The sequence below is a fragment of the Pseudomonas sp. RW409 genome, assembly GCF_003184125.1.
In the GTDB taxonomy this organism is placed as follows: domain Bacteria; phylum Pseudomonadota; class Gammaproteobacteria; order Pseudomonadales; family Pseudomonadaceae; genus Aquipseudomonas; species Aquipseudomonas chlororaphis_I.
On the sequence record NZ_QHHP01000021.1, the window covers coordinates 160308 to 185199 of the forward strand.

The following is a 24892-nucleotide window of genomic DNA, read 5'->3' on the forward strand; positions in this document are numbered from 1 at the left end:
CCGAGACTTTCCGCCCAAAGCCGGGTTGTTATCGCAGCCCACCCGCTTGACGCTCGACTGATGCACCCAACATCACCGCGAAGAAACCTCGATATTCGGTTCATGGATGACTTTGAACGAACGCGCTTACCCGGCGCCCCTCGAGTTTCTGCGCACGCTTTAGCAAAGAAGAGAGTTAATCCGAATATGCCCACCCGCTCGAAGATCATCTATACCTTCACCGACGAAGCCCCCGCCCTCGCCACCTACTCGCTGCTACCTATCGTCGAAGCCTTCACCGCTTCCGCTGATATTGCCGTGGAAACCCGCGACATCTCTCTCGCAGGGCGTATTCTTGCCAGCTTCCCGGAGCTGCTGGGCGACAAAGCCGTACCGGACCACCTGGCCGAGCTGGGCGACCTGGCTGTAACCCCTGAAGCCAACATCATCAAGCTGCCGAACATCAGTGCCTCGGCACCGCAGCTTCAGGCCGCGATCAAAGAGCTGCAAGCCAAGGGCTACGCCCTGCCGGACTACCCGGAAACCGTGACCAGCGACGCCGACAAAGACGCCAAGGCGCGCTACGACAAGGTCAAGGGCAGCGCCGTGAACCCGGTCCTGCGTGAAGGCAACTCCGACCGCCGCGCTCCACTGTCGGTCAAGAACTACGCGCGCAAGCACCCGCACAAAATGGGCGCCTGGGCCAAAGACTCCAAGTCCCACGTGGCTCACATGAGCCAGGGCGATTTCTACGGCAGCGAAAAAGCCGCCCTGATCGACGCCCAGGACACCGTAAAGATCGAGCTGATCGCTCAAGACGGTAGCGCTACCGTCCTGAAGGAAAAAACCGCCGTACAAGCCGGCGAGATCCTCGATTGCGCAGTCTTGAGCAAGAAAGCCCTGCGTGCTTTCGTTGCCGCCGAGATCGAAGACGCCAAGAAACAAGGCGTACTGCTGTCGGTACACCTGAAAGCCACCATGATGAAGGTTTCCGACCCGATCATGTTCGGCCAGATCGTTGCCGAGTTCTATCAGGACGCCCTGAGCAAGCACGCCGACGTGCTGAGCCAGATCGGCTTCAACCTGAACAACGGCATTGGCGACCTGTACGCCCGCATCAAGGCCCTGCCTGCAGAGCAGCAAGCTGCGATCGAAGCCGACATCCAGGCCGTCTACGCCGTGCGCCCTGCCCTGGCCATGGTCAACTCCGATAAAGGCATCACCAACCTGCACGTGCCGAGCGACGTGATCGTCGACGCCTCGATGCCGGCCATGATCCGTGACTCCGGCAAGATGTGGGGCACCGACGGCCAGTTGCACGATACCAAAGCGCTGATCCCGGATCGCTGCTACGCCACCATCTACCAGGCCGTGATCGAAGACTGCAAGGCCAACGGCGCCTTCGACCCGACCACCATGGGCAGCGTGCCGAACGTTGGCCTGATGGCGAAGAAAGCCGAAGAGTACGGTTCCCACGACAAGACCTTCCAGATCAAGGCTGACGGCGTCGTACGCGTCACCGACAGCAAGGGCAACCTGCTGCTGGAACAGGCCGTCGAAGCCGGCGATATCTTCCGCATGTGCCAGACCAAGGACGCGCCGATCCAGGATTGGGTCAAACTGGCCGTCAACCGCGCTCGCGCAAGCAGCACTCCAGCGATTTTCTGGCTGGACCCGATGCGCGCCCACGACGGCGTGATGATCGAGAAGGTCCAGGCGTACCTGAAGGATCACGACACCGCCGGCCTGGACATCCGTGTGATGTCGCCAGTCGATGCCATGAAGTTCACCCTGGCCCGCACCCGCGAAGGCAAGGACACCATCTCCGTTACCGGCAACGTGCTGCGCGACTATCTGACCGACCTGTTCCCGATCATGGAACTGGGCACCAGCGCCAAGATGCTGTCGATCGTGCCGCTGATGAACGGTGGCGGCCTGTTCGAAACCGGCGCCGGCGGTTCGGCTCCTAAGCATGTGCAGCAGCTGCTGGAAGAGAACTTCCTGCGCTGGGACTCCCTGGGTGAGTTCCTGGCCCTGGCCGCTTCCCTGGAGCACCTGGGCACCACCTACAACAACCCGAAAGCGCTGGTACTGGCCAAGACTCTCGACCAGGCAACCGGTCAGTTCCTGGACAACAACAAGTCGCCATCGCGCAAAGTCGGCAACATCGACAACCGCGGCAGCCACTTCTACCTGGCGCTGTACTGGGCCCAGGCCCTGGCCGCCCAGACCGAAGATGCCGCCCTGCAAGCGCAGTTCAGCACCCTGGCCAAGACCCTGACCGAGAACGAAGCGACCATCGTCGCCGAGCTCAACGGCGTTCAAGGCAAGCCAGTGGACATCGGCGGCTACTACAGCGCCAACCCTGAGCTGGTGAGCAAGGCCATGCGCCCAAGCGCCACCCTCAACGCGGCTATCGCTGCGCTGGTCTAAGCAACACCGCTGTAATACAAACCCCGGCCAGGTGCCGGGGTTTGTGCTTTTTTGGACAACACCCTCCCTGTAGGAGCGAAGCTTGCTCGCGATAGTGGCGCTGCGGTGAGTCAGGCGAAACGCGCTGCTTTCATCGCGAGCCAGCTTCGCTCCTACAGGACTGGCGTTCGCCTTATGATGACCACCCACTCAAGACAGAGCTTTATATATGGAATGGCAACCCCACATCACCGTCGCCACCATCATTGAGAACCAGGGACGCTTTCTGTTCGTCGAGGAGTTCCAGGGCGACCAGGCGGTGTTCAACCAGCCCGCAGGGCACCTGGATCCGGACGAAAGCCTGCTCCAGGCCGCCATTCGCGAAACCCTGGAAGAAACCGGCTGGGACATCGAGCTGACCGGCGTGGTCGGCATCTATCTGTACACCGCCCCCAGCAATGGCGTGACCTACCAGCGCGTCTGCTTTGCCGGCAAACCGCTCAGGCACCACCCCGATTACCCACTGGACGACGGCATCATCGGCCCGCGCTGGCTGAGCCGCGACGAACTGCTGGCCTTGCGCCCGCAATGGCGCAGCGAGTTGATCATCCGCTGCGTCGACGACTATCTGGCCGGGCAACTGCACAGCCTCGAGCTGATCCGTCCGTCGCTTTAACCGCAGTTTTAGCCTTGCAGGCCTCAGCCTGTTAGAATCGCGTCCTTTTTCAAGACACCCGTTGAATTCCTATGCGTGATCCAGCCCCTTCTGACACCCAAAAGAAGCGCGTCATCGTCGGCATGTCCGGCGGCGTGGACTCTTCCGTTTCCGCCCTCCTGCTGATGGAGCAGGGTTACCAGGTGGAAGGCCTGTTCATGAAGAACTGGGAGGAAGACGACGGAACCGAGTACTGCACCGCCATGGACGACCTCGCGGACGCCCAGGCCGTGTGCGACAAGATTGGCATCAAGCTGCACACCGCCAACTTCGCCGCCGAGTACTGGGACAATGTGTTCGAGCACTTCCTGGCCGAATACAAGGCCGGCCGCACGCCGAACCCGGACATCCTGTGCAACCGTGAAATCAAGTTCAAGGCGTTCCTCGACTACGCCATGATGCTCGGCGCCGACCTGATCGCCACCGGCCACTATGTGCGCCGCCGCGACATCGACGGGCGCACCGAACTGCTCAAGGGCCTGGACCCGAACAAGGACCAGAGCTACTTCCTGCACGCCGTCGGCGGCGAGCAGATCGCCAAGACCCTGTTCCCGGTCGGCGAGCTGGAAAAGCCCGAAGTCCGCGCGATCGCCGAGAAACACGACCTGGCCACCGCCAAGAAGAAGGACTCCACCGGTATCTGCTTTATTGGTGAACGACGCTTCAGCGACTTCCTCAAGCAATACCTGCCGGCCCAGCCCGGCGAGATCAAGACCACCGAAGGTGAAGTGATCGGCCACCACCACGGCCTGATGTACCACACCATCGGCCAGCGCCAGGGCCTGGGTATCGGCGGCCTCAAGGACGCGGGTGATGAGCCGTGGTACGTGCTGATCAAGGACCTGGAACACAACGAGCTGATCGTTGGCCAGGGCAACGATCACCCGTGGCTGCTCTCCCGCGCCCTGCTCGCCTCCGACATCTATTGGGTCAACCCGATCGATTTGAGCGAACCGCGCCGCCTCACCGCGAAAGTGCGCTATCGCCAGAGCGACCAGCCTTGCACCCTGGAAAAGACCGCTAACGGCTATCGCGCCACCTTCGACGACCCGCAACGCGCGGTCACCCCCGGCCAATCCGTCGTCTTCTATGACGGCGAAATCTGCCTGGGCGGCGGCGTGATCGAAGTCGCAGAGCCCTGGAGCAGCAAGGCATGAGCCCGACCCAGGAACAACTGACGGCATTGGGCGGCGTGTTTCTCGCCGCCGTCCTGGTGGACAAGATCGCCAAGACCGGCCAGGTCACCGAAGCAGCCTTGAGCTGCATGCTCGGCAGCCTGCTGATCCGCGACCCGAAAGACACCCTGGAAGTCTACGGTGGCGACGACATCAATCTGCGTGAAGGTTATCGCGCCCTGATCGGCGCCCTGGAACGCGACCCCAGCACCCTGCAGCGCGAGCCGCTGCGCTATGCCCTGTCGATGCTCGGTCTCGAGCGCCAGCTGGCCAAGCGCGACGACCTGCTGGAAATCATCGGCAAGCGCCTGCCGCAGATTCAGTCCCAGGTCGAACATTTCGGCCCGGCCCACGAAAACGTGATTGCCGCCTGCGGCTCGCTGTATCAGGACACCCTGAGCACCCTGCGCCAGCGGATCCAGGTGCATGGCGACATGCGCAACCTGCAGCAGCCGAGCAACGCCTCGAAGATCCGCGCGCTGCTGTTGGCCGGCATCCGTTCGGCGCGCCTGTGGCGCCAGTTGGGTGGCCACCGCTGGCAGCTGGTGATCAGCCGCCGCAAATTGCTCAAAGAGCTTTATCCGCTGATGCGCAGCAGCTGAACTGCGCCCGCAAGACCTTTTGTAGTCAGTAACGCGTAAGACGCTGGTCAGTTGGCAACGGACCGGCGGATATTTTCATGTATGATACGCGCCCCATTTCGTTGCCCGACTGTCCGAGAACACCCCATGCAGCTCTCTTCGCTCACTGCGGTTTCCCCTGTTGACGGCCGCTACGCCGGCAAAACCCAGGCCCTGCGCCCCATTTTCAGCGAATACGGCCTGATCCGTGCTCGCGTCCTGGTCGAAGTGCGCTGGCTCCAGCGCCTGGCCGCCCATTCCGCCATCAGTGAAGTACCGGCGTTCTCCGCCGAAGCCAACGCCGTGCTGAACACCCTGGCGGAAAACTTCTCTCTGGAACACGCCGAGCGCGTCAAAGAGATCGAACGCACCACCAACCACGACGTCAAGGCCATCGAGTACCTGCTCAAGGAACAGGCCGCCAAGCTGCCTGAACTGGCCAACGTCAGCGAATTCATCCACTTCGCCTGCACCAGCGAGGACATCAACAACCTGTCCCACGCCCTGATGCTGCGCGAAGGCCGTGACGAGGTGATGCTGCCGCTGATGCGCCAGACCGCCGGGGCTATCCGCGAACTGGCTCTGCGCTTCGCCGACGTGCCAATGCTGTCCCGCACCCACGGTCAGCCGGCCTCGCCGACCACCCTGGGCAAAGAGCTGGCGAACGTGGTGTACCGCCTGGAGCGCCAGATCGCTCAGGTCGCCGCCGTGCCGCTGCTGGGCAAGATCAACGGCGCCGTGGGCAACTACAACGCGCACCTGTCGGCCTACCCGGAAATCGACTGGGAAGCCAACGCCCGCGCCTTCATCGAAGACGAGCTGGGCCTGAGCTTCAACCCGTACACCACGCAGATCGAGCCGCACGACTACATCGCCGAGCTGTTCGACGCCATCGCCCGCTTCAACACCATCCTGATCGACTTCGATCGCGATATCTGGGGCTACATCTCCCTGGGCTACTTCAAGCAGCGCACCATCGCCGGCGAAATCGGTTCCTCGACCATGCCGCACAAGGTCAACCCGATCGACTTCGAGAACTCCGAAGGCAACCTGGGCATCGCCAACGCGCTGTTCCAGCACCTGGCGAGCAAACTGCCGATCTCCCGCTGGCAGCGCGACCTGACCGACTCCACCGTCCTGCGTAACCTCGGTGTCGGTTTCGCCCACAGCGTGATCGCTTACGAAGCCAGCCTCAAAGGCATCAGCAAGCTGGAGCTCAACGCCCAGAAGATCGCCGAAGACCTGGACGCCTGTTGGGAAGTCCTGGCCGAGCCGATCCAGACTGTGATGCGCCGCTACAACATCGAAAACCCGTACGAAAAACTCAAGGAACTGACTCGTGGCAAGGGCATCAGCCCTGAAGCGCTGCAGACCTTCATCGACGCGTTGGAAATGCCTGAAGCCGCCAAGGCCGAGCTGAAAAAGCTCACCCCGGCCAGCTACATCGGTAATGCCGCGGCCCAAGCCAAACGCATCTGATCGATGGCAAGACCTTTGACGCCCGGCAGCGCCGGGCGTTTTTATTCCCGTATGAAAAGTGCATTTTTTCAATAGGTTACACATGAATCCTGACATTCCTCTTCAACTTCTGGGCGGCATCAGCGCACGGGAATTCCTGCGTGACTACTGGCAGAAAAAGCCCCTGCTGATCCGTCAGGCCCTGCCCGACTTCGAAAGCCCGATCGACGCCGACGAACTGGCCGGCCTGGCGCTGGAAGAAGAGGTCGAGTCGCGCCTGGTCATCGAGCACGGCGAACGCCCTTGGGAACTGCGCCGCGGCCCGTTCGCCGAAGACGAGTTCAGCAAGCTGCCGGAGCGTGACTGGACCCTGCTGGTCCAGGCTGTCGACCAGTTCGTGCCGGAAGTCGCCGAACTGCTGGAGCATTTCCGCTTCCTGCCGAGCTGGCGCATCGACGACGTGATGATCAGCTTCGCCGCTCCCGGCGGTAACGTCGGTCCGCACTTCGATAACTACGATGTGTTCCTGCTGCAAGGCCACGGCAAGCGCAACTGGAAGATCGGCCAGATGTGCGACGCCGAGAGCCCACTGCTGCAGCACGCGGACCTGCGTATCCTCGCCGAGTTCGAAGAAACCGAGAGCTGGGTCCTGGAACCCGGCGACATGCTCTACCTGCCACCGCGCCTGGCCCACTATGGCGTCGCGGTGAACGACTGCATGACCTACTCGGTGGGCTTCCGCGCCCCGAGCGCCGCCGAAGTGCTGACCCACTTCACCGACTTCCTCAGCCAGTACCTGCCGGACGAAGACCGCTATACCGACGCCGACGTGCAACCTGTCAGCGATCCGCACCAGATCCAGCACGACGCCCTCGATCGCCTCAAGGGCCTGCTGGCCGAACACATGAGCGACGAGCGCATGCTGCTGACCTGGTTCGGCCAGTTCATGACCGAGCCGCGCTACCCGGAACTGGTGGTCGGCCCCGAGTTGGAAGAAGAAGACCTGCTCGGTAGCCTCGAACAGGGCGCCATCCTGATCCGCAACCCGAGCGCGCGCCTGGCCTGGTCCGAAGTCGACGACGACCTGCTGCTGTTCGCCAGCGGCCAGAGCCGCTACCTGCCGGGCAAGCTGCGTGAACTGCTGAAGATGATTTGCGCCGCCGACGCGCTGCACCTCGACAACCTCGGCCCATGGCTGGCGGACGAGGATGGACGCGGCCTGCTGTGCGAACTGGTCAAGCAAGGAAGCCTGGGATTTGCCGATGAATAAGATTCGCGTACGTGTCGCAGACTGGCAAAAGGATAACGCCGAGATCCGGCGCATTCGTGAAGCGGTGTTCATCGTCGAGCAATCCGTCCCGCCTGAACTGGAGTGGGACGCCGACGACGACAGCGCGGTGCATTTCCTCGCGCTCGAAGGCGACTTTCCGATCGGCACCGCACGCCTGCTGCCCGACGGGCAGGTCGGCCGGGTATCGGTCCTCAAGGACTGGCGCGGCCTGAAGGTCGGCGACGCACTGATGCAGGCAGTGATCGGCGAAGCCGAGAAACGCGGTCTCAAGCAGCTGATGCTCAGCGCCCAGGTTCAGGCCACCGCCTTCTACGAGCGCCTGGGCTTCAGTATCGTCAGCGAGGAATTCCTGGAAGCAGGCATTCCTCACGTCGACATGGTCCGCGGCAGCGCCTGAGCAAGCTCTGCGCAGCAGCGAGCCTGCTGGCGATATCCTGCCAGCCGTCACACAACGCCCCGCCCTCCCCGGATCCAGCAAGCTAAGCTGGCTCCCTGGAGGCCGGGGCGTTTTGCCATCGGCGATTCAACTTGCCCCACCGCGAGCCGACAAACTGTCAAACTCAAGGCTTCCACCCCTAGCGGAGATAACGGACATGTCCCTACGCACCCTGCTCACGACGCTGCTGCTGACTGCGAGCTTTTCAGTCACGGCCGCGACCGAGATCGTGCCCCTGAACAACCGCACCAGCGCCGACCTGCTGCCCGTCGCCCAGAACTTCCTCGGCAAGGAAGGCCGGGTCAGCGCCTACGGCAACCAGCTGATCGTCAACGCTGAACCGGAGAAGATCGAGGAACTGCGCGCCTTCATCGCGCAACTGGATACCGCCGCCAAACGCCTGCTGATCACGGTCGACACCAACGAAAACAACACCCAGAACAATCAGGGTTATTCGGTCAACGGAGCTCCGCAAACCCGCACCATTACCCGCAGCACCGTCAGCCGCGATGGCGGCATACAGCAGATTCAGGCCAGCGAAGGCATACCGGCCCTGATCCAGGTCGGCCAGAGCGTGCCACTGACCACCACCCAGACCGACCCTTACGGTCGCCTGCAGAACCAGACCCAGTATCGCAATGTCACCCAGGGCTTCTACGTCACGGCCAGCGTCACCGGCGAAACCGTTCACCTGAGCATCAGTACCAACCGTGACCGCATGAGCCAGGAACGTCCTGATGTAGTGAATGTGCAAAGTACCGACACAACTGTCAGCGGCCGTCTTGGCGAGTGGATCACCCTGGCCGGCGTCAATCGCCAGAACCAGGCCGACAAACAGGCTGGAACCCGCAGCTACTCGACTCAGGGCCGGGATGACATGACCTTGCGAGTGAAAGTCGACGCCTTGGACTAAAGCACCGAAAACTGACTGATTAGTCGTATTAGACCAAAGATGTAGTGTTAGAAAAAAAGCACTACAAAACGTTTGACGAGGCAAAAAACCGAAGGCATGATGGCCTCGCTCCCGCTAATCAGGGGCCCTGGCAAGGGCCTTCGGATCGCCGCTCTAACCTACCCACCTGAGCCGATTCGTGTCTGTACCGCCCACAAGGTGTGTTTGACGAGATTGCGACTGGAACGAGGTTGTCCCGAGGGACGGAAGCTAATTAGGTAGATCGGCAACACACTGATGGTTCGTATGAAGGCCCACGACGCCCGAATGCGCCCGACAGCTGGCCCTCACCTGCTCACTTTCCCCTTGAGCCCATCGTTCACCCGTCGCCATCTGCGCCATAGCCGACTTGACCGCCTAGACTTCTGGTCAGCGAGCAGCCAATTACGCACCTTTGATCCTGCGTATCTGGTGGAGCAAGAATTTTCCACCCCAGACCTATGCGACGAGGTTTATCTCCATGGCACTGACACGCGAACAGCAAATTGCAGCCCTTGAAAAAGACTGGGCTGAAAACCCGCGCTGGAAAGGCGTGACTCGCACTTATTCCGCTGCCGACGTTGTCCGTCTGCGTGGCTCGGTTCAACCTGAGCACACCCTGGCACGCATGGGCGCCGAGAAGCTCTGGAACCTGGTGACCCAGGGTGCCAAACCGTCCTTCCGCCCTGAGAAAGATTTCGTCAACTGCATGGGCGCCCTGACCGGCGGCCAGGCGGTACAGCAAGTCAAAGCCGGCATCCAGGCTATCTACCTGTCGGGCTGGCAGGTTGCCGCGGACAACAACTCCGCCGAATCGATGTACCCGGACCAGTCGCTGTACCCGGTGGACTCCGTGCCGACCGTGGTCAAGCGCATCAACAACTCGTTCCGCCGCGCCGACCAGATCCAGTGGAAATCCGGCAAGAACCCGGGCGACGAAGGCTACATCGACTACTTCGCGCCAATCGTGGCTGACGCCGAAGCCGGTTTCGGCGGCGTGCTGAACGCCTACGAGCTGATGAAGAGCATGATCGAAGCAGGCGCTGCCGGCGTTCACTTCGAAGACCAGCTGGCTTCCGTGAAAAAATGCGGCCACATGGGCGGCAAGGTACTGGTTCCGACCCAGGAAGCCGTACAGAAGCTGACCGCTGCCCGTCTGGCGGCCGACGTTGCCGGCGTACCGACCATCATCCTGGCCCGTACCGACGCCAACGCTGCCGACCTGCTGACTTCCGACTGCGACCCGTACGACCAGCCGTTCGTGACTGGCACCCGCACCCAGGAAGGCTTCTATAAAGTGCGCGCCGGCCTCGACCAGGCCATCGCTCGCGGCCTGGCCTACGCGCCGTACGCCGACCTGATCTGGTGCGAAACCGCCAAGCCGGACCTGGACGAGGCCCGTCGCTTCGCCGAAGCGATCAAGAAGGAATACCCGGACCAGATCCTGTCGTACAACTGCTCGCCTTCCTTCAACTGGAAGAAGAACCTGGACGACGCGACCATCGCCAAGTTCCAGCGCGAACTGTCCGCCATGGGCTACAAGCACCAGTTCATCACCCTGGCCGGCATTCACAACATGTGGCACAGCATGTTCAACCTGGCGCACGACTACGCCCGCAACGACATGACCGCCTACGTGAAGCTGCAGGAGCAGGAATTCGCTGACGCCGCCAAGGGCTACACCTTCGTGGCTCACCAGCAGGAAGTGGGCACCGGCTACTTCGACGACATGACCACCGTGATCCAGGGTGGCTCGTCTTCGGTCACCGCACTGACCGGCTCCACCGAAGAAGAACAGTTCCACTGATTCGACTTCACGCTGAAAAACGGCCATTGCAGACCCGGTAAAAGCTAACTGCAGTGCCGCACATCTGACGCCCCGACTGGTTCGGGGCGTTTTTTTGCCTGCGACTTTTGCAGCGTCACCGACCAACCCCAAGCTCCAGGAGGAACGAACCAACTCGCGATGACCTCGCCCGAGCCTCCTGCCAATCAGGCAAAACATTGATCCAGAGCGGTATGTGTGGAGGAAAAAGCGGGTAAAAGGGGCCGCTCGCAACTTGCAGTAACGAGCATATAAAAGACAACTTAGCGGCTCTTCATGGGAATCATTGTTTAAAAGCAGCGCCAAATAATATTGATTATCATTTAGAGATGGCGATATTCGTTACAGCGAGGACAAAACATAATTAACAAAACACCCGCTAATGCCCACAGGCCGTGGCTTACGGGGCTTGCAAGAGGAGCCATGTCCTTATTCCGCTAAATAATTTCGCCATGAAAATTTACTTGCCCGGTGTTTAGCCATAAAATCACGGCGATTGATTGCACTGCGACATATCGTCACTGCTTTATTTCTTTATCAAGCTCAGAGACCTTTGCTCTCTGTTAAGGATTACCAGCATGCCCGAAGCGACAGGACTCATGGCCCACAACTGGGGCTTTGCCATTTTCCTTCTGGGTGTAGGCGGCCTCTGCGCCTTCATGCTCGGCGTCTCCAGCCTCCTCGGGTCAAAAGCCTGGGGCCGCAGCAAAAACGAACCGTTCGAGTCCGGCATGCTACCTACCGGTGGCGCCCGCTTGCGGCTCTCAGCCAAATTCTATCTGGTCGCGATGCTCTTCGTGATCTTCGATATCGAAGCCCTCTTTCTCTTTGCCTGGTCTGTGTCCGTCCGCGAAAGCGGCTGGACCGGATTCGTCGAAGCTCTCGTTTTCATAGCAATTCTGTTGGCAGGTCTTGTCTACCTTTGGCGGGTGGGGGCTCTTGATTGGGCTCCGGAAGGTCGCCGTAAGCGGCAGGCGAAGCTAAAACAATGAGGCTTTGGCGATGCAATACAATCTCACCAGGATCGACCCCGATGCTCCTAACGAGCAGTATCCGATCGGCGAACGGGAAACCGTTTCCGATCCGTTAGAAGATCAAGTCCACAAAAACATCTTCATGGGCAAGCTGGAAGACGTGCTGAGCGGCGCGGTCAACTGGGGGCGCAAGAACTCCCTGTGGCCGTACAACTTCGGCTTGTCCTGCTGCTACGTGGAAATGACCACCGCCTTCACGGCGCCCCACGACATCGCGCGCTTCGGCGCCGAAGTTATCCGGGCATCACCGCGCCAGGCGGATTTCATGGTTATTGCCGGAACCTGCTTCATCAAGATGGCGCCGATCATTCAGCGTCTCTACGAGCAAATGCTCGAACCGAAGTGGGTCATCTCCATGGGTTCGTGCGCCAACTCCGGTGGCATGTACGACATCTATTCCGTCGTTCAAGGGGTGGACAAGTTCCTGCCCGTGGACGTCTACGTGCCTGGCTGCCCGCCCCGCCCTGAAGCTTTTCTGCAAGGCCTGATGCTCTTGCAGGAGTCGATTGGCCAGGAGCGTCGCCCACTTTCCTGGGTCGTCGGTGACCAAGGCGTGTATCGCGCCGAAATGCCGTCGCAAAAGGAACAGCGCCGCGAACAGCGTATTCAGGTAACCAACCTGCGCAGCCCCGACGAAGTCTGATTCCAGAGCGCTTCTTACAAAGAACGAAAAACTGGCTTCATTCTTTACGTTGACCGAAAGCGATAAAAAACCATGACTACAGGCAGTGCTCTGTACATCCCGCCTTATAAGGCAGACGACCAGGATGTGGTCGTCGAACTCAATAACCGTTTTGGCCCTGAGGCGTTCACCGCCCAGGCCACCCGCACCGGCATGCCGGTGCTGTGGGTTACCCGTGCCAAACTCGTCGAAGTCCTGACCTTCCTGCGCAACCTGCCCAAGCCGTACGTCATGCTCTATGACCTGCACGGCGTGGACGAGCGTCTGCGCACCAAGCGCCAAGGGCTGCCAGGCGCCGACTTCAGCGTGTTCTACCACCTGCTGTCGATCGAACGTAATAGTGACGTAATGATCAAGGTCGCCTTGTCCGAGAGCGACCTCAGCTTGCCGACCGTGACCGGTATCTGGCCGAACGCCAACTGGTACGAGCGTGAAGTCTGGGACATGTTCGGCATCGACTTCGCCGGCCACCCTCACCTGTCGCGCATCATGATGCCGCCGACCTGGGAAGGTCACCCGCTGCGCAAGGACTTCCCGGCGCGCGCCACCGAATTCGATCCGTTCAGCCTGACCCTGGCCAAGCAACAACTGGAAGAAGAAGCCGCGCGCTTCAAGCCGGAAGACTGGGGCATGAAGCGTTCCGGCGCCAACGAGGACTACATGTTCCTCAACCTGGGCCCGAACCACCCTTCGGCTCACGGTGCCTTCCGCATCATCCTGCAGCTGGACGGCGAAGAGATCGTCGACTGCGTACCGGACATCGGCTACCACCACCGTGGTGCCGAGAAAATGGCCGAGCGTCAGTCCTGGCACAGCTTCATTCCGTACACCGACCGTATCGACTACCTCGGCGGCGTGATGAACAACCTGCCGTACGTGCTCTCGGTCGAGAAGCTGGCCGGCATCAAGGTGCCGGAGAAGGTCGACGTCATCCGCATCATGCTGGCCGAGTTCTTCCGGATCACCAGCCACTTGCTGTTCCTGGGTACCTACATCCAGGACGTCGGCGCCATGACCCCGGTGTTCTTCACCTTCACCGACCGTCAGCGCGCCTACACCGTGATCGAAGCCATCACCGGCTTCCGTCTGCACCCGGCCTGGTACCGCATCGGCGGCGTCGCCCACGACCTGCCACGCGGCTGGGAAAAGCTGGTGAAAGACTTCGTCGACTGGCTGCCCAAGCGCCTCGACGAATACACCAAGGCCGCCCTGCAGAACAGCATCCTCAAGGGTCGTACCATCGGCGTCGCCGCCTACAACACCAAGCAAGCCCTGGAATGGGGTGTCACCGGTGCCGGCCTGCGTTCCACCGGTTGCGATTTCGACCTGCGTAAAGCGCGTCCCTATTCCGGCTACGAGAACTTCGAGTTCGAAGTCCCGCTGGCGGCCAACGGCGATGCCTACGACCGCTGCATGGTCCGCGTCGAAGAGATGCGCCAGAGCATCAAGATCATCGACCAGTGCCTGCGCAACATGCCGGAAGGCCCGTACAAGGCGGACCACCCGCTGACCACGCCGCCGCCGAAAGAGCGCACGCTGCAGCACATCGAGACCCTGATCACGCACTTCCTGCAGGTTTCGTGGGGCCCGGTCATGCCGGCCAACGAGTCCTTCCAGATGATCGAAGCGACCAAGGGCATCAACAGTTATTACCTGACGAGCGATGGCGGCACCATGAGCTACCGCACCCGGATCCGCACCCCGAGCTTCGCCCACCTGCAGCAGATCCCTTCGGTGATCCGCGGCAGCATGGTCGCGGACTTGATCGCGTACCTGGGTAGTATCGACTTCGTTATGGCCGACGTGGACCGCTAAGCATGAACAGCCCGCTTATCCAGACAGACCGTTTCGCCCTCAGCGAAACCGAGCGCTCGGCCATCGAGCACGAGCTGCATCACTACGAAGACCCGCGCGCGGCGTCTATCGAAGCCCTGAAGATCGTCCAGAAGGAACGTGGCTGGGTGCCCGATGGCGCCCTCTACGCCATCGGCGAGATCCTCGGCATCCCGGCCAGCGACGTAGAAGGCGTGGCGACGTTCTATAGCCAGATCTTCCGCCAGCCGGTCGGCCGTCACATCATCCGTGTCTGCGACAGCATGGTCTGCTACATCGGCGGCCACGAGTCCGTGGTCAGCCAGATCCAGAGCCAGCTGGGCATCGGCCTCGGCCAGACCACCGCCGACGGCCGCTTCACCCTGCTGCCGGTATGCTGCCTGGGCAACTGCGACAAGGCCCCGGCGCTGATGATCGACGACGACACTTTCGGCGACGTGCAGCCTGCTGGCGTGGCCAAACTGTTGGAGGGCTACGTATGACCCTGACATCCTTCGGCCCTGCCAACCGCATCCAGCGCAGCCCCGAAACCCATCCGCTGACCTGGCGCCTGCGCGACGACGGCGAGCCGGTATGGCTCGACGAGTACCAGGCCAAGAACGGCTACGCCGCTGCGCGCAAGGCTTTCGCCGACCTGTCCCAGGACGACATCGTCCAGACCGTCAAGGACGCCGGCCTCAAGGGCCGCGGCGGCGCAGGCTTCCCCACTGGCGTGAAGTGGGGCCTGATGCCCAAAGACGAATCCATGAACATCCGCTACCTGCTGTGCAACGCGGACGAAATGGAACCCAACACCTGGAAAGACCGCATGCTGATGGAGCAACTGCCCCATCTGCTGATCGAAGGCATGCTGATCAGCGCCCGCGCGCTGAAAACCTACCGTGGCTACATCTTCCTGCGGGGCGAGTACACCACCGCCGCCAAGCACCTCAACCGTGCTGTGGAAGAGGCCAAGGCCGCGGGCCTGCTGGGCAAGAACATCCTGGGCAGCGGCTTCGACTTCGAGCTGTTCGTCCACACCGGCGCCGGGCGTTACATCTGCGGTGAAGAAACCGCACTGATCAACTCCCTCGAAGGCCGTCGCGCCAACCCGCGCTCCAAGCCGCCCTTCCCTGCCGCCGTCGGCGTGTGGGGCAAGCCGACCTGCGTGAACAACGTCGAGACCCTGTGCAACGTGCCAGCGATCATCGGCGATGGCGTGGAATGGTACAAATCCCTCGCTCGCGAAGGCAGTGAAGACCATGGCACCAAGCTGATGGGCTTCTCCGGCAAAGTGAAGAACCCTGGCCTGTGGGAACTGCCGTTCGGCGTGACCGCGCGCGAGCTGTTCGAAGACTACGCTGGCGGCATGCGCGACGGCTTCAAGCTCAAGTGCTGGCAGCCAGGCGGCGCCGGTACCGGCTTCCTGTTGCCCGAACACCTGGATGCGCAGATGTACGCCGGCGGCATCGCCAAGGTAGGCACCCGCATGGGTACCGGCCTGGCCATGGCGGTCGACGACAGCATCAACATGGTGTCGCTGCTGCGCAACATGGAAGAGTTCTTTGCCCGCGAATCCTGCGGCTTCTGCACCCCTTGCCGCGATGGCCTGCCATGGAGCGTCAAGCTGCTGCGCGCCCTCGAGAAAGGCGAAGGGCAAGCCGGCGATATCGAGACCCTGCTGGGTCTGGTCGGTTTCCTCGGCCCAGGCAAGACCTTCTGTGCTCACGCACCGGGCGCCGTGGAGCCATTGGGCAGTGCCATCAAGTATTTCCGTCCAGAGTTCGAGGCCGGCATCGCAGCCACCAGTGCTGCCGTCGTCCCGCCCCTGGCCCGGCCGATCGTAGTCGGCGCGTAAACGTATCGAACGAGGGTGGTCCGTGCCGCCCTCGTATCGCCTGAAGACGCCGCGACGCGCCAGGCGAGCACCAAGATTCCATTAGCCACGCCCGCTGACACCGGGCCAACGAAGAACTTTGAACCATGGCCACTATCCACGTAGACGGCAAAGCGCTCGAAGTCGATGGGGCGGACAACCTGTTACAGGCATGTCTGTCACTAGGCCTCGACATCCCTTATTTCTGCTGGCACCCCGCTCTCGGTAGCGTCGGTGCCTGTCGCCAGTGCGCGGTCAAGCAATACACCGACGAGAACGACACCCGTGGTCGCATCGTCATGTCCTGCATGACGCCCGCCACCGACAACACCTGGATCTCCATCGACGATGAAGAATCCAAGGCCTTCCGCGCCAGTGTCGTCGAATGGCTGATGACCAACCACCCGCACGACTGCCCGGTCTGCGAGGAAGGCGGTCACTGCCACCTGCAAGACATGACCGTGATGACCGGCCACAACGAGCGCCGTTATCGCTTCACCAAGCGTACCCACCAGAACCAGGAACTCGGCCCGTTCATCGCTCACGAGATGAACCGCTGCATCGCCTGCTACCGTTGCGTGCGTTTCTACAAGGACTATGCCGGCGGCACCGACCTCGGCGTGTTCGGTGCCCACGACAACGTGTACTTCGGTCGCGTTGAAGACGGCACCCTGGAAAGCGAGTTCTCCGGCAACCTCACCGAGGTCTGCCCGACCGGTGTGTTCACCGACAAGACTCACTCCGAGCGCTACAACCGCAAATGGGACATGCAGTTCTCGCCGAGCATCTGCCATGGCTGCTCCAGCGGTTGCAACATCTCCCCGGGCGAGCGCTACGGCGAACTGCGCCGCATCGAGAACCGCTACAACGGTTCGGTGAACCAGTACTTCCTGTGCGACCGTGGCCGTTTCGGCTATGGCTACGTCAACCGCACAGACCGTCCACGCCAGCCGCTGCTGAACGACGGCACCAAGCTGAGCCTGGACCAGGCGCTGGACAAGGCCGCCGACCTGCTGCGCGGCCGCAATATCGTCGGTATCGGTTCGCCTCGCGCCAGCCTGGAAAGCAACTACGCCCTGCGTGAACTGGTAGGTGCCGAGCACTTCTACAGCGGTATCGAAGCCGCCGAACTGGAGCGCATCCGCCTGGTACTGCAAGTGCTGAAAAGCAGCCCGCTGCCCGTGCCGACCATGCGCGACATCGAAGACCACGATGCAGTGTTCGTCCTCGGCGAAGACCTGACCCAGACCGCCGCCCGCATGGCCCTGGCCCTGCGCCAGTCGGTCAAGGGCAAGGCCGAAGAAATGGCCGACGCCATGCGCGTCCAGCCATGGCTCGACGCCGCGGTGAAAAACATCGGCCAGCACGCGCTGAACCCGCTGTTCATCGCCAGCCTGGCTGAAACCAAGCTCGACGACGTTGCCGAGGAGTGTGTACACGCCGCTCCCGACGACCTGGCGCGCATCGGTTTCGCCGTGGCCCACGCCCTGGACGCCAGCGCCCCGGCCGTCGAAGGCCTGGACACCGAAGCCCAGGAACTGGCCAAGCGCATCGCCGACGCCCTCCTCGCCGCCAAGCGTCCACTGATCATCGCCGGCACCTCCCTGGGTTCCAAGGCGCTGGTCGAAGCCGCGGCGAACATTGCCAAGGCCCTGAAGCTGCGCGAGAAGAACGGCTCCATCAGCCTGATCGTGCCTGAGGCCAACAGCCTCGGCCTGGCCATGCTCGGTGGCGAATCGGTGGACGCCGCGCTGCAAGCGGTGATCGACGGTAAGGCCGACGCCCTGGTCGTGCTGGAAAACGATCTGTACACCCGCACCGACGCCGCCAAGGTCGATGCCGCGCTGAACGCCGCGAAAGTGGTGATCGTCGCCGACCACCAGAAGACCGCCACCAGCGATCGCGCGCACCTGGTCCTGCCAGCGGCCAGCTTCGCCGAAGGCGACGGCACCCTGGTCAGCCAGGAAGGCCGTGCCCAGCGCTTCTTCCAGGTGTTCGATCCGACCTATATGGATGCCAGCATCCTGGTTCACGAAGGCTGGCGCTGGCTGCATGCCCTGCGCTCTACCCTGCTGAACAAGCCGGTGGACTGGACCCAGCTGGACCACGTGACCGCCGCCTGCGCCCAGAGCAACCCGCAACTGGCGCGCATCGTCGATGCCGCGCCATCGGCGTCGTTCCGCATCAAGGGCCTGAAGCTGGCCCGCGAACCGCTGCGTTACAGCGGCCGTACCGCCATGCGCGCCGACATCAGCGTGCACGAGCCACGTACCCCGCAGGACCAGGACACCGCGTTCTCCTTCTCCATGGAAGGTTACTCGGGCTCCGTGGAGCCACGCTCCCAGGTGCCGTTCGCCTGGTCGCCGGGCTGGAACTCACCGCAAGCCTGGAACAAGTTCCAGGACGAAGTCGGTGGTCACCTGCGTGCCGGTGATCCGGGCACCCGCCTGATCGAAAGCCAGGGCGACAGCCTCGGCTGGTTCGCCAGCGTGCCGCGCGCCTTCTCCCCGGCCCAGGGCACCTGGCAGGCGGTGCCGTTCTACCACCTGTTCGGCAGCGAAGAGAACTCTTCGAAAGCCGCTCCGGTCCAGGAACGCATCCCGGCCGCCTACGTTTCCCTGGCCAAGTCCGAAGCCGATCGCCTGGGTGTCAACGATGGCGCGCTGCTCGCCGTGAACGTGGCGGGCCAGACCCTGCGTCTGCCGCTGCGCATCAACGACGAGCTGGGCGCTGGCCTCGTGGCCCTGCCAGCCGGCCTGGCGGGCATTCCTCCGGCGTTCTTTGGCAAATCCGTTGACGGTCTGCAGGAGGCAGCGCAATGACCTGGTTCACCCCTGAAGTGATCGACGTGATCCTGGCGGTCGTCAAAGCCCTGGTCATCATGCTGGCCGTGGTGGTCGCCGGTGCCCTGCTCAGCTTTGTCGAGCGTCGCCTGCTGGGCTGGTGGCAGGACCGTTACGGTCCGAACCGCGTTGGCCCGTTCGGCATGTTCCAGATCGCCGCCGACATGCTGAAGATGTTCTTCAAGGAAGACTGGACCCCGCCGTTTGCCGACAAGGTGATCTTCACCCTGGCACCGGTCGTGGCCATGAGCGCCTTGCTGATCGCGTTCGCGATCATCCCAATCACCCCGACCTGGGGCGTGGCGGACCTGAACATCGGCCTGCTGTTCTTCTTCGCCATGGCCGGCCTGTCGGTCTACGCGGTGCTGTTCGCCGGCTGGTCGAGCAACAACAAGTTCGCCCTGCTCGGCAGCCTGCGGGCCTCGGCCCAGACCGTGTCCTATGAAGTGTTCATGGGCCTGGCGCTGATGGGCATCGTGGCCCAGGTCGGTTCGTTCAACATGCGCGACATCGTCGACTACCAGGCGCAGAACCTGTGGTTCATCATTCCGCAGTTCTTCGGCTTCTGTACCTTCTTCATCGCTGGCGTGGCCGTGACTCACCGTCACCCGTTCGACCAGCCGGAAGCGGAACAGGAACTGGCCGACGGTTACCACATTGAATACGCCGGCATGAAATGGGGCATGTTCTTCGTTGGCGAGTACATCGGCATCATCCTGATCTCGGCACTGCTGGTCACCCTGTTCTTCGGTGGCTGGCACGGTCCGTTCGGCATCCTGCCGCAACTGTCCTTCGTCTGGTTCGCCCTGAAGACCGCATTCTTCATCATGCTGTTCATCCTGCTGCGGGCTTCCATCCCGCGTCCGCGTTATGACCAGGTGATGGACTTCAGCTGGAAATTCTGCCTGCCGCTGACCCTGATCAATTTGCTGGTGACTGCTGCGCTTGTGTTGTTGAACACGCCAGCGGGCGCGGTTCAGTGAGGATTTGACCCATGTTCAAATATATTGGCGACATCGTTAAGGGTACTGGTACCCAACTGCGCAGCCTGGTGATGGTCTTCGGCCATGGCTTTCGCAAGCGCGACACCCTGCAATACCCGGAAGAGCCGGTCTACCTGCCGCCCCGCTACCGTGGCCGCATCGTACTGACCCGCGACCCCGATGGCGAAGAGCGTTGCGTAGCCTGCAACCTGTGCGCCGTGGCGTGCCCGGTGGGTTGCATCTCGCTGCAGAAAGCTGAAACCGAAGACGGTCGCTGGTACCCGGACTTCTTCCGCATCAACTTCTCGCGTTGCATCTTCTGCGGCCTCTGCGAGGAAGCCTGCCCGACCACCGCGATCCAGCTGACCCCGGATTTCGAGATGGCCGAGTTCAAACGTCAGGACCTGGTTTACGAGAAAGAAGATCTGCTGATCTCCGGTCCCGGAAAGAACCCTGATTACAACTTCTATCGTGTTGCAGGTATGGCCATTGCCGGTAAGCCAAAAGGCTCCGCGCAAAACGAAGCCGAGCCGATCAACGTGAAGAGCTTGCTGCCTTAAGGAAGAAAGATGGAATTCGCTTTCTATTTCGCGTCAGGTGTCGCCGTTGTCTCCACGCTACGCGTGGTGACCAACACCAACCCTGTGCACGCCCTGCTCTACCTGATCATTTCGCTGATCGCCGTGGCGATGACGTTCTTCAGCCTCGGCGCACCGTTCGCCGGCGTGCTGGAAGTGATCGCCTATGCCGGCGCCATCATGGTGCTGTTCGTGTTCGTGGTGATGATGCTGAACCTGGGCCCCGCCTCGGTTCAGCAGGAACGCATCTGGCTCAAGCCGGGGATCTGGCTCGGGCCGGTGGTGCTCGCCGCCCTGCTGCTGGTGGAACTGCTGTACGTGCTGTTCAGCCACCAGAGCGGTACCGGTATCGGCCACACCACCGTAGACGCCAAGGCCGTGGGCATCAGCCTGTTCGGTCCTTATCTGCTGGTGGTCGAACTCGCCTCGATGCTGCTGCTCGCCGCAGCCGTCACGGCGTTCCACCTGGGCCGCAACGAGGCGAAGGAGTAAGACCATGCCTACTATCGGAACTATCCCTCTGGAGCATGGCATGGCCGTTGCCGGCATCCTGTTCTGCCTCGGCCTGGTCGGCCTGATGGTGCGCCGCAACATTCTCTTCGTGCTGATGAGCCTGGAGGTGATGATGAACGCCTCCGCCCTGGCCTTCATCGTCGCCGGTAGCCGCTGGGCGCAGCCGGATGGACAGGTCATGTTCATCCTGGTGATCAGCCTGGCAGCCGCCGAGGCCAGTATTGGCCTGGCGATCCTGTTGCAGCTGTATCGCCGCTTCCACACTCTCGATATCGACGCTGCCAGCGAGATGCGCGGATGAACCTTCTCTATCTGACTTTCCTGTTCCCCCTGATCGGTTTTCTGCTGCTGTCGTTCTCCCGTGGACGCCTCTCGGAAAACCTCGCCGCCCTGATCGGTGTCGGCTCCGTTGGCCTGTCGGCGATTGTCGCGGCTTATGTGATCTGGCAATTCAATGTCGCTCCGCCGGAAGGTGGCCACTACACCCAGGTGCTGTGGCAGTGGATGACCGTTGGCGACTTCAAGCCAACCTTCGCCCTGTACCTGGACGGCCTGTCCGTGACCATGCTCGGCGTGGTGGTGGGCGTGGGTTTCCTGATCCACCTGTTCGCGTCCTGGTACATGCGCGGTGAAGACGGTTACTCGCGCTTCTTCGCCTACACCAACCTGTTCATCGCCAGCATGCTGTTCCTGGTGCTCGGCGACGACCTGTTGTTCCTGTACTTCGGCTGGGAAGGCGTGGGCCTGTGTTCGTACCTGCTGATCGGTTTCTACTACAGCAACCGCAACAACGGTAACGCGGCACTCAAGGCCTTCATCGTCACCCGCATCGGCGACGTGTTCATGGCCATCGGCCTGTTCATCCTGTTCCAGCAGCTGGGTACGCTGAACATCCAGCAACTGCTGGTCGCGGCGCCTGCGAAGTTCCAGGCCGGCGACTTCTGGATCGTCCTGGCGACCCTGATGCTGCTGGGTGGCGCGGTCGGTAAATCCGCCCAGCTGCCGCTGCAGACCTGGCTGGCGGATGCGATGGCCGGTCCTACCCCGGTTTCGGCACTGATCCACGCCGCAACCATGGTGACCGCCGGTGTCTACCTGATCGCCCGTACCCACGGCCTGTTCGCCCTGGCGCCGGACATCCTGCACCTGGTGGGCGTCGTCGGTGGCGTGACCCTGGTTCTGGCCGGCTTCGCCGCGCTGGTACAGACCGACATCAAGCGGATCCTCGCCTACTCGACCATGAGCCAGATCGGCTACATGTTCCTGGCCCTGGGCGTTGGCGCCTGGGACGGCGCGATCTTCCACCTGATGACCCACGCCTTCTTCAAGGCCCTGCTGTTCCTTGCCTCCGGTGCGGTGATCGTTGCCTGCCACCACGAGCAGAACATCTTCAAGATGGGCGGCCTGTGGAAGAAACTGCCGCTGGCCTACGCCAGCTTCATCGTCGGCGGCGCGGCCCTGGCGGCCCTGCCACTGGTCACCGCCGGTTTCTACTCCAAGGACGAGATCCTCTGGGAAGCCTTCGCCAGCGGTAACCATGGCCTGCTGTATGCCGGTCTGGTGGGGGCTTTCATGACCTCGCTGTACACCTTCCGCCTGATCTTCATCACCTTCCACGGTGAAGCCAAGACCGAAGCCCACGCCGGCCACGGCATCAGCCACTGGCTGCCGCTGTCGGTGCTGATCGTTCTGTCGACCGCCGTCGGCGCCATGATCACCCCACCGCTGCACGGTGTGCTGCCACTCAGCGTCGGCCATGCCGGCGGCGAAGCCAAGCACAGCCTGGAACTCGCGTCCGGCGCCATCGCCATCGCCGGTATCCTGCTGGCCGCGCTGCTGTTCCTCGGCAAGCGTCGCTTCGTTACCGCCATCGCCAACAGCGGCATCGGCCGCCTCCTCTCGGCCTGGTGGTTCGCTGCCTGGGGCTTCGACTGGATCTACGACAAACTGTTCGTCAAGCCATATCTGGCGATCAGCCATGTACTGCGCAAAGACCCGCTCGACCAGACCATCGGTCTGATCCCGCGCCTGGCCAAAGGGGGCCACAACTCCCTGAGCCGTACGGAAACCGGTCAACTGCGTTGGTACGCCGCCTCGATGGCTGCTGGTGCCGTGCTGGTTATCGGCGCCGTCGTGCTGGTAGCGGTCTGATATGAACCTTGCGAACTTGCGAAAGGAATTGAGCCCGTCATGATTCTGCCTTGGCTAATCCTGATCCCCTTCATCGGCGGCCTGCTGTGCTGGATGGGTGAGCGCTTCGGCGCCACCCTCCCCCGCTGGATTGCGCTGATCACCATGTCCCTGTTGCTCAGCCTCGGCCTCTGGCTGTGGGCCCACGGCGACTATTCACTCGCTCCGGCGCCTGGCGCCGATCCGACCTGGACCCTGGAGTTCAAGCACGTCTGGATCGAGCGCTTCGGCATCAACGTGCACCTGGCCCTCGACGGCCTGTCGCTGTTGATGATCCTGCTGACCGGCCTCCTGGGCGTGCTTTCCGTCCTCTGTTCCTGGAAAGAGATCCAGCGTCACGTGGGCTTCTTCCACCTGAACCTGATGTGGATCCTAGGCGGTGTCGTCGGCGTGTTCCTCGCCCTCGACCTGTTCATGTTCTTCTTCTTCTGGGAAATGATGCTGGTGCCGATGTACTTCCTCATCGCGCTCTGGGGTCACAGTTCTTCGGACGGCAAGAAAACCCGGATCTACGCCGCGACCAAGTTCTTCATCTTCACTCAGGCTTCCGGCCTGATCATGCTGGTGGCGATCCTCGGTCTGGTGCTGGTCAACTTCAACGACACCGGCGTGATTACCTTCAACTACGCCGACCTGTTGAAGACCAAGATGTCGACCACCACCGAGTACGTGCTGATGCTCGGCTTCTTCATCGCCTTCGCAGTGAAGCTGCCAGTGGTGCCGTTCCACTCCTGGCTGCCCGATGCCCACGCCCAGGCACCGACAGCGGGTTCCGTGGACCTGGCGGGGATCCTGCTGAAGACTGCGGCCTACGGCCTGCTGCGCTTCGCCCTGCCGCTGTTCCCGAATGCCTCGGCCGAGTTCGCGCCGATCGCCATGACCCTGGGTCTGATCGGCATCTTCTACGGTGCCTTCCTGGCTTTCGCCCAGACCGACATCAAGCGCCTGGTGGCATTCTCCAGCGTTTCGCACATGGGCTTCGTGCTGATCGGTATCTACTCCGGCAGCCAGCTGGCCCTGCAGGGCGCGGTGATCCAGATGCTGGCTCACGGTCTGTCGGCGGCAGCACTCTTTATCCTGTGCGGCCAGCTGTACGAACGCACCCACACCCGCGACATGCGTGAAATGGGTGGCCTGTGGTCGAAGATCGCCTACCTGCCAGCCATCAGCCTGTTCTTCGCAGCAGCCTCGCTGGGCTTGCCGGCGACCGGTAACTTCGTCGGCGAATTCCTGATCCTGATCGGTACCTTCGCCAGCGCACCATGGGTCACCGTGCTCGCGACTTCCGGCCTGGTGTTCGGTTCGGTCTACTCGCTGATCATGATTCACCGCGCCTACTTCGGCCCGGCCAAGTCGGACGCGGTCCTGCACGGCATGGACGCTCGCGAACTGATCATGGTGGTCGGACTGGCGGCGCTGCTGATCTACATCGGCATCTACCCGCAACCGTTCCTCGATACCTCTGCCGCCACGATGAGTGGCGTGCAGCAATGGCTCGGCACCGCCTTCACTCAACTCGCTTCGGCCCGGTAAGAGCGC

21 protein-coding genes are annotated in these 24892 nt (G+C 62.0%); all 21 read left to right on the forward strand.

Annotation, left to right across the window (positions count from 1 at the left end; all coding sequences use genetic code 11):
- Nucleotides 1–186 precede the first annotated feature (186 nt).
- The 21 genes from DK261_RS09540 (at nucleotide 187) to nuoM (ending at nucleotide 24886) form a co-directional block, all read left to right on the forward strand.
- On the forward strand, nucleotides 187–2412 hold the full coding sequence (locus tag DK261_RS09540; RefSeq protein WP_101282824.1) for an NADP-dependent isocitrate dehydrogenase: 2226 nt from the start codon (nucleotides 187–189) through the stop codon (nucleotides 2410–2412).
- A 208-nt stretch (nucleotides 2413–2620) separates the two neighbouring features.
- Entirely contained in the window at nucleotides 2621–3067 is a 447-nt protein-coding gene (locus DK261_RS09545; protein ID WP_103331606.1) for an NUDIX hydrolase, read from the forward strand.
- A gap of 71 nt (nucleotides 3068–3138) precedes the next feature.
- A complete protein-coding gene (gene mnmA / locus DK261_RS09550) occupies nucleotides 3139–4263 on the forward strand; it encodes a tRNA 2-thiouridine(34) synthase MnmA (protein ID WP_110175639.1) in 1125 nt (374 codons plus the stop codon).
- Complete coding sequence (hflD, locus tag DK261_RS09555; protein ID WP_009049779.1) at nucleotides 4260–4883, forward strand: high frequency lysogenization protein HflD; 624 nt, start codon at nucleotides 4260–4262, stop codon at nucleotides 4881–4883. The genes mnmA and hflD overlap by 4 nt, the downstream gene beginning before the upstream one ends.
- A 126-nt stretch (nucleotides 4884–5009) precedes the next feature.
- Nucleotides 5010–6380: an adenylosuccinate lyase gene (gene purB / locus DK261_RS09560; RefSeq protein ID WP_007929192.1), complete on the forward strand. Its 1371-nt coding sequence runs from the start codon at nucleotides 5010–5012 to the stop codon at nucleotides 6378–6380.
- A gap of 82 nt (nucleotides 6381–6462) precedes the next feature.
- Nucleotides 6463–7629 carry a cupin domain-containing protein gene (locus DK261_RS09565; RefSeq protein WP_009049780.1) on the forward strand — a complete coding sequence of 389 codons (1167 nt, stop codon included), beginning with the start codon at nucleotides 6463–6465 and terminating at the stop codon, nucleotides 7627–7629.
- Nucleotides 7622–8047 carry a GNAT family N-acetyltransferase gene (locus DK261_RS09570; RefSeq protein WP_041986238.1) on the forward strand — a complete coding sequence of 142 codons (426 nt, stop codon included), beginning with the start codon at nucleotides 7622–7624 and terminating at the stop codon, nucleotides 8045–8047. Before DK261_RS09565 ends, DK261_RS09570 begins: the two co-directional genes overlap by 8 nt.
- A 196-nt stretch (nucleotides 8048–8243) precedes the next feature.
- Nucleotides 8244–8999, forward strand: coding sequence for a secretin N-terminal domain-containing protein (locus tag DK261_RS09575; RefSeq protein ID WP_110175640.1), 756 nt, complete (start codon nucleotides 8244–8246; stop codon nucleotides 8997–8999).
- A 499-nt stretch (nucleotides 9000–9498) separates the two neighbouring features.
- Nucleotides 9499–10824 carry an isocitrate lyase gene (gene aceA, locus DK261_RS09580; RefSeq protein WP_007929188.1) on the forward strand — a complete coding sequence of 442 codons (1326 nt, stop codon included), beginning with the start codon at nucleotides 9499–9501 and terminating at the stop codon, nucleotides 10822–10824.
- 596 nt (nucleotides 10825–11420) lie between these two features.
- Entirely contained in the window at nucleotides 11421–11834 is a 414-nt protein-coding gene (locus DK261_RS09585; protein ID WP_007929187.1) for an NADH-quinone oxidoreductase subunit A, read from the forward strand.
- A gap of 10 nt (nucleotides 11835–11844) precedes the next feature.
- On the forward strand, nucleotides 11845–12519 hold the full coding sequence (locus DK261_RS09590; RefSeq protein WP_007929186.1) for an NADH-quinone oxidoreductase subunit B family protein: 675 nt from the start codon (nucleotides 11845–11847) through the stop codon (nucleotides 12517–12519).
- Nucleotides 12520–12591: 72 nt separating this feature from the next.
- Nucleotides 12592–14373 (forward strand): NADH-quinone oxidoreductase subunit C/D, encoded by a 1782-nt coding sequence (gene nuoC, locus DK261_RS09595; RefSeq protein WP_009049783.1) that lies wholly within the window; start codon nucleotides 12592–12594, stop codon nucleotides 14371–14373.
- 2 nt (nucleotides 14374–14375) lie between these two features.
- Nucleotides 14376–14873: an NADH-quinone oxidoreductase subunit NuoE gene (gene nuoE, locus DK261_RS09600; protein WP_110175641.1), complete on the forward strand. Its 498-nt coding sequence runs from the start codon at nucleotides 14376–14378 to the stop codon at nucleotides 14871–14873.
- Nucleotides 14870–16228, forward strand: coding sequence for an NADH-quinone oxidoreductase subunit NuoF (gene nuoF / locus DK261_RS09605; protein WP_009049785.1), 1359 nt, complete (start codon nucleotides 14870–14872; stop codon nucleotides 16226–16228). The genes nuoE and nuoF overlap by 4 nt, the downstream gene beginning before the upstream one ends.
- Nucleotides 16229–16353: 125 nt before the next feature.
- Complete coding sequence (gene nuoG, locus DK261_RS09610; protein ID WP_110175642.1) at nucleotides 16354–19068, forward strand: NADH-quinone oxidoreductase subunit NuoG; 2715 nt, start codon at nucleotides 16354–16356, stop codon at nucleotides 19066–19068.
- The gene (nuoH, locus tag DK261_RS09615; protein WP_007929607.1) at nucleotides 19065–20072 is read left to right on the forward strand and encodes an NADH-quinone oxidoreductase subunit NuoH; all 1008 of its coding nucleotides are present in this window, start codon (nucleotides 19065–19067) and stop codon (nucleotides 20070–20072) included. The genes nuoG and nuoH overlap by 4 nt, the downstream gene beginning before the upstream one ends.
- Nucleotides 20073–20083: 11 nt before the next feature.
- Nucleotides 20084–20632, forward strand: coding sequence for an NADH-quinone oxidoreductase subunit NuoI (gene nuoI / locus DK261_RS09620; RefSeq protein ID WP_003223795.1), 549 nt, complete (start codon nucleotides 20084–20086; stop codon nucleotides 20630–20632).
- Between the two features lie 9 nt (nucleotides 20633–20641).
- Nucleotides 20642–21142 (forward strand): NADH-quinone oxidoreductase subunit J, encoded by a 501-nt coding sequence (gene nuoJ / locus DK261_RS09625; RefSeq protein WP_009049787.1) that lies wholly within the window; start codon nucleotides 20642–20644, stop codon nucleotides 21140–21142.
- A 13-nt stretch (nucleotides 21143–21155) separates the two neighbouring features.
- On the forward strand, nucleotides 21156–21464 hold the full coding sequence (gene nuoK / locus DK261_RS09630) for an NADH-quinone oxidoreductase subunit NuoK (RefSeq protein WP_023964387.1): 309 nt from the start codon (nucleotides 21156–21158) through the stop codon (nucleotides 21462–21464).
- Nucleotides 21461–23314 (forward strand): NADH-quinone oxidoreductase subunit L, encoded by a 1854-nt coding sequence (gene nuoL / locus DK261_RS09635; protein ID WP_009049789.1) that lies wholly within the window; start codon nucleotides 21461–21463, stop codon nucleotides 23312–23314. Before nuoK ends, nuoL begins: the two co-directional genes overlap by 4 nt.
- A 39-nt stretch (nucleotides 23315–23353) precedes the next feature.
- Nucleotides 23354–24886, forward strand: coding sequence for an NADH-quinone oxidoreductase subunit M (gene nuoM, locus DK261_RS09640; protein WP_009049790.1), 1533 nt, complete (start codon nucleotides 23354–23356; stop codon nucleotides 24884–24886).
- Nucleotides 24887–24892 lie beyond the last annotated feature (6 nt).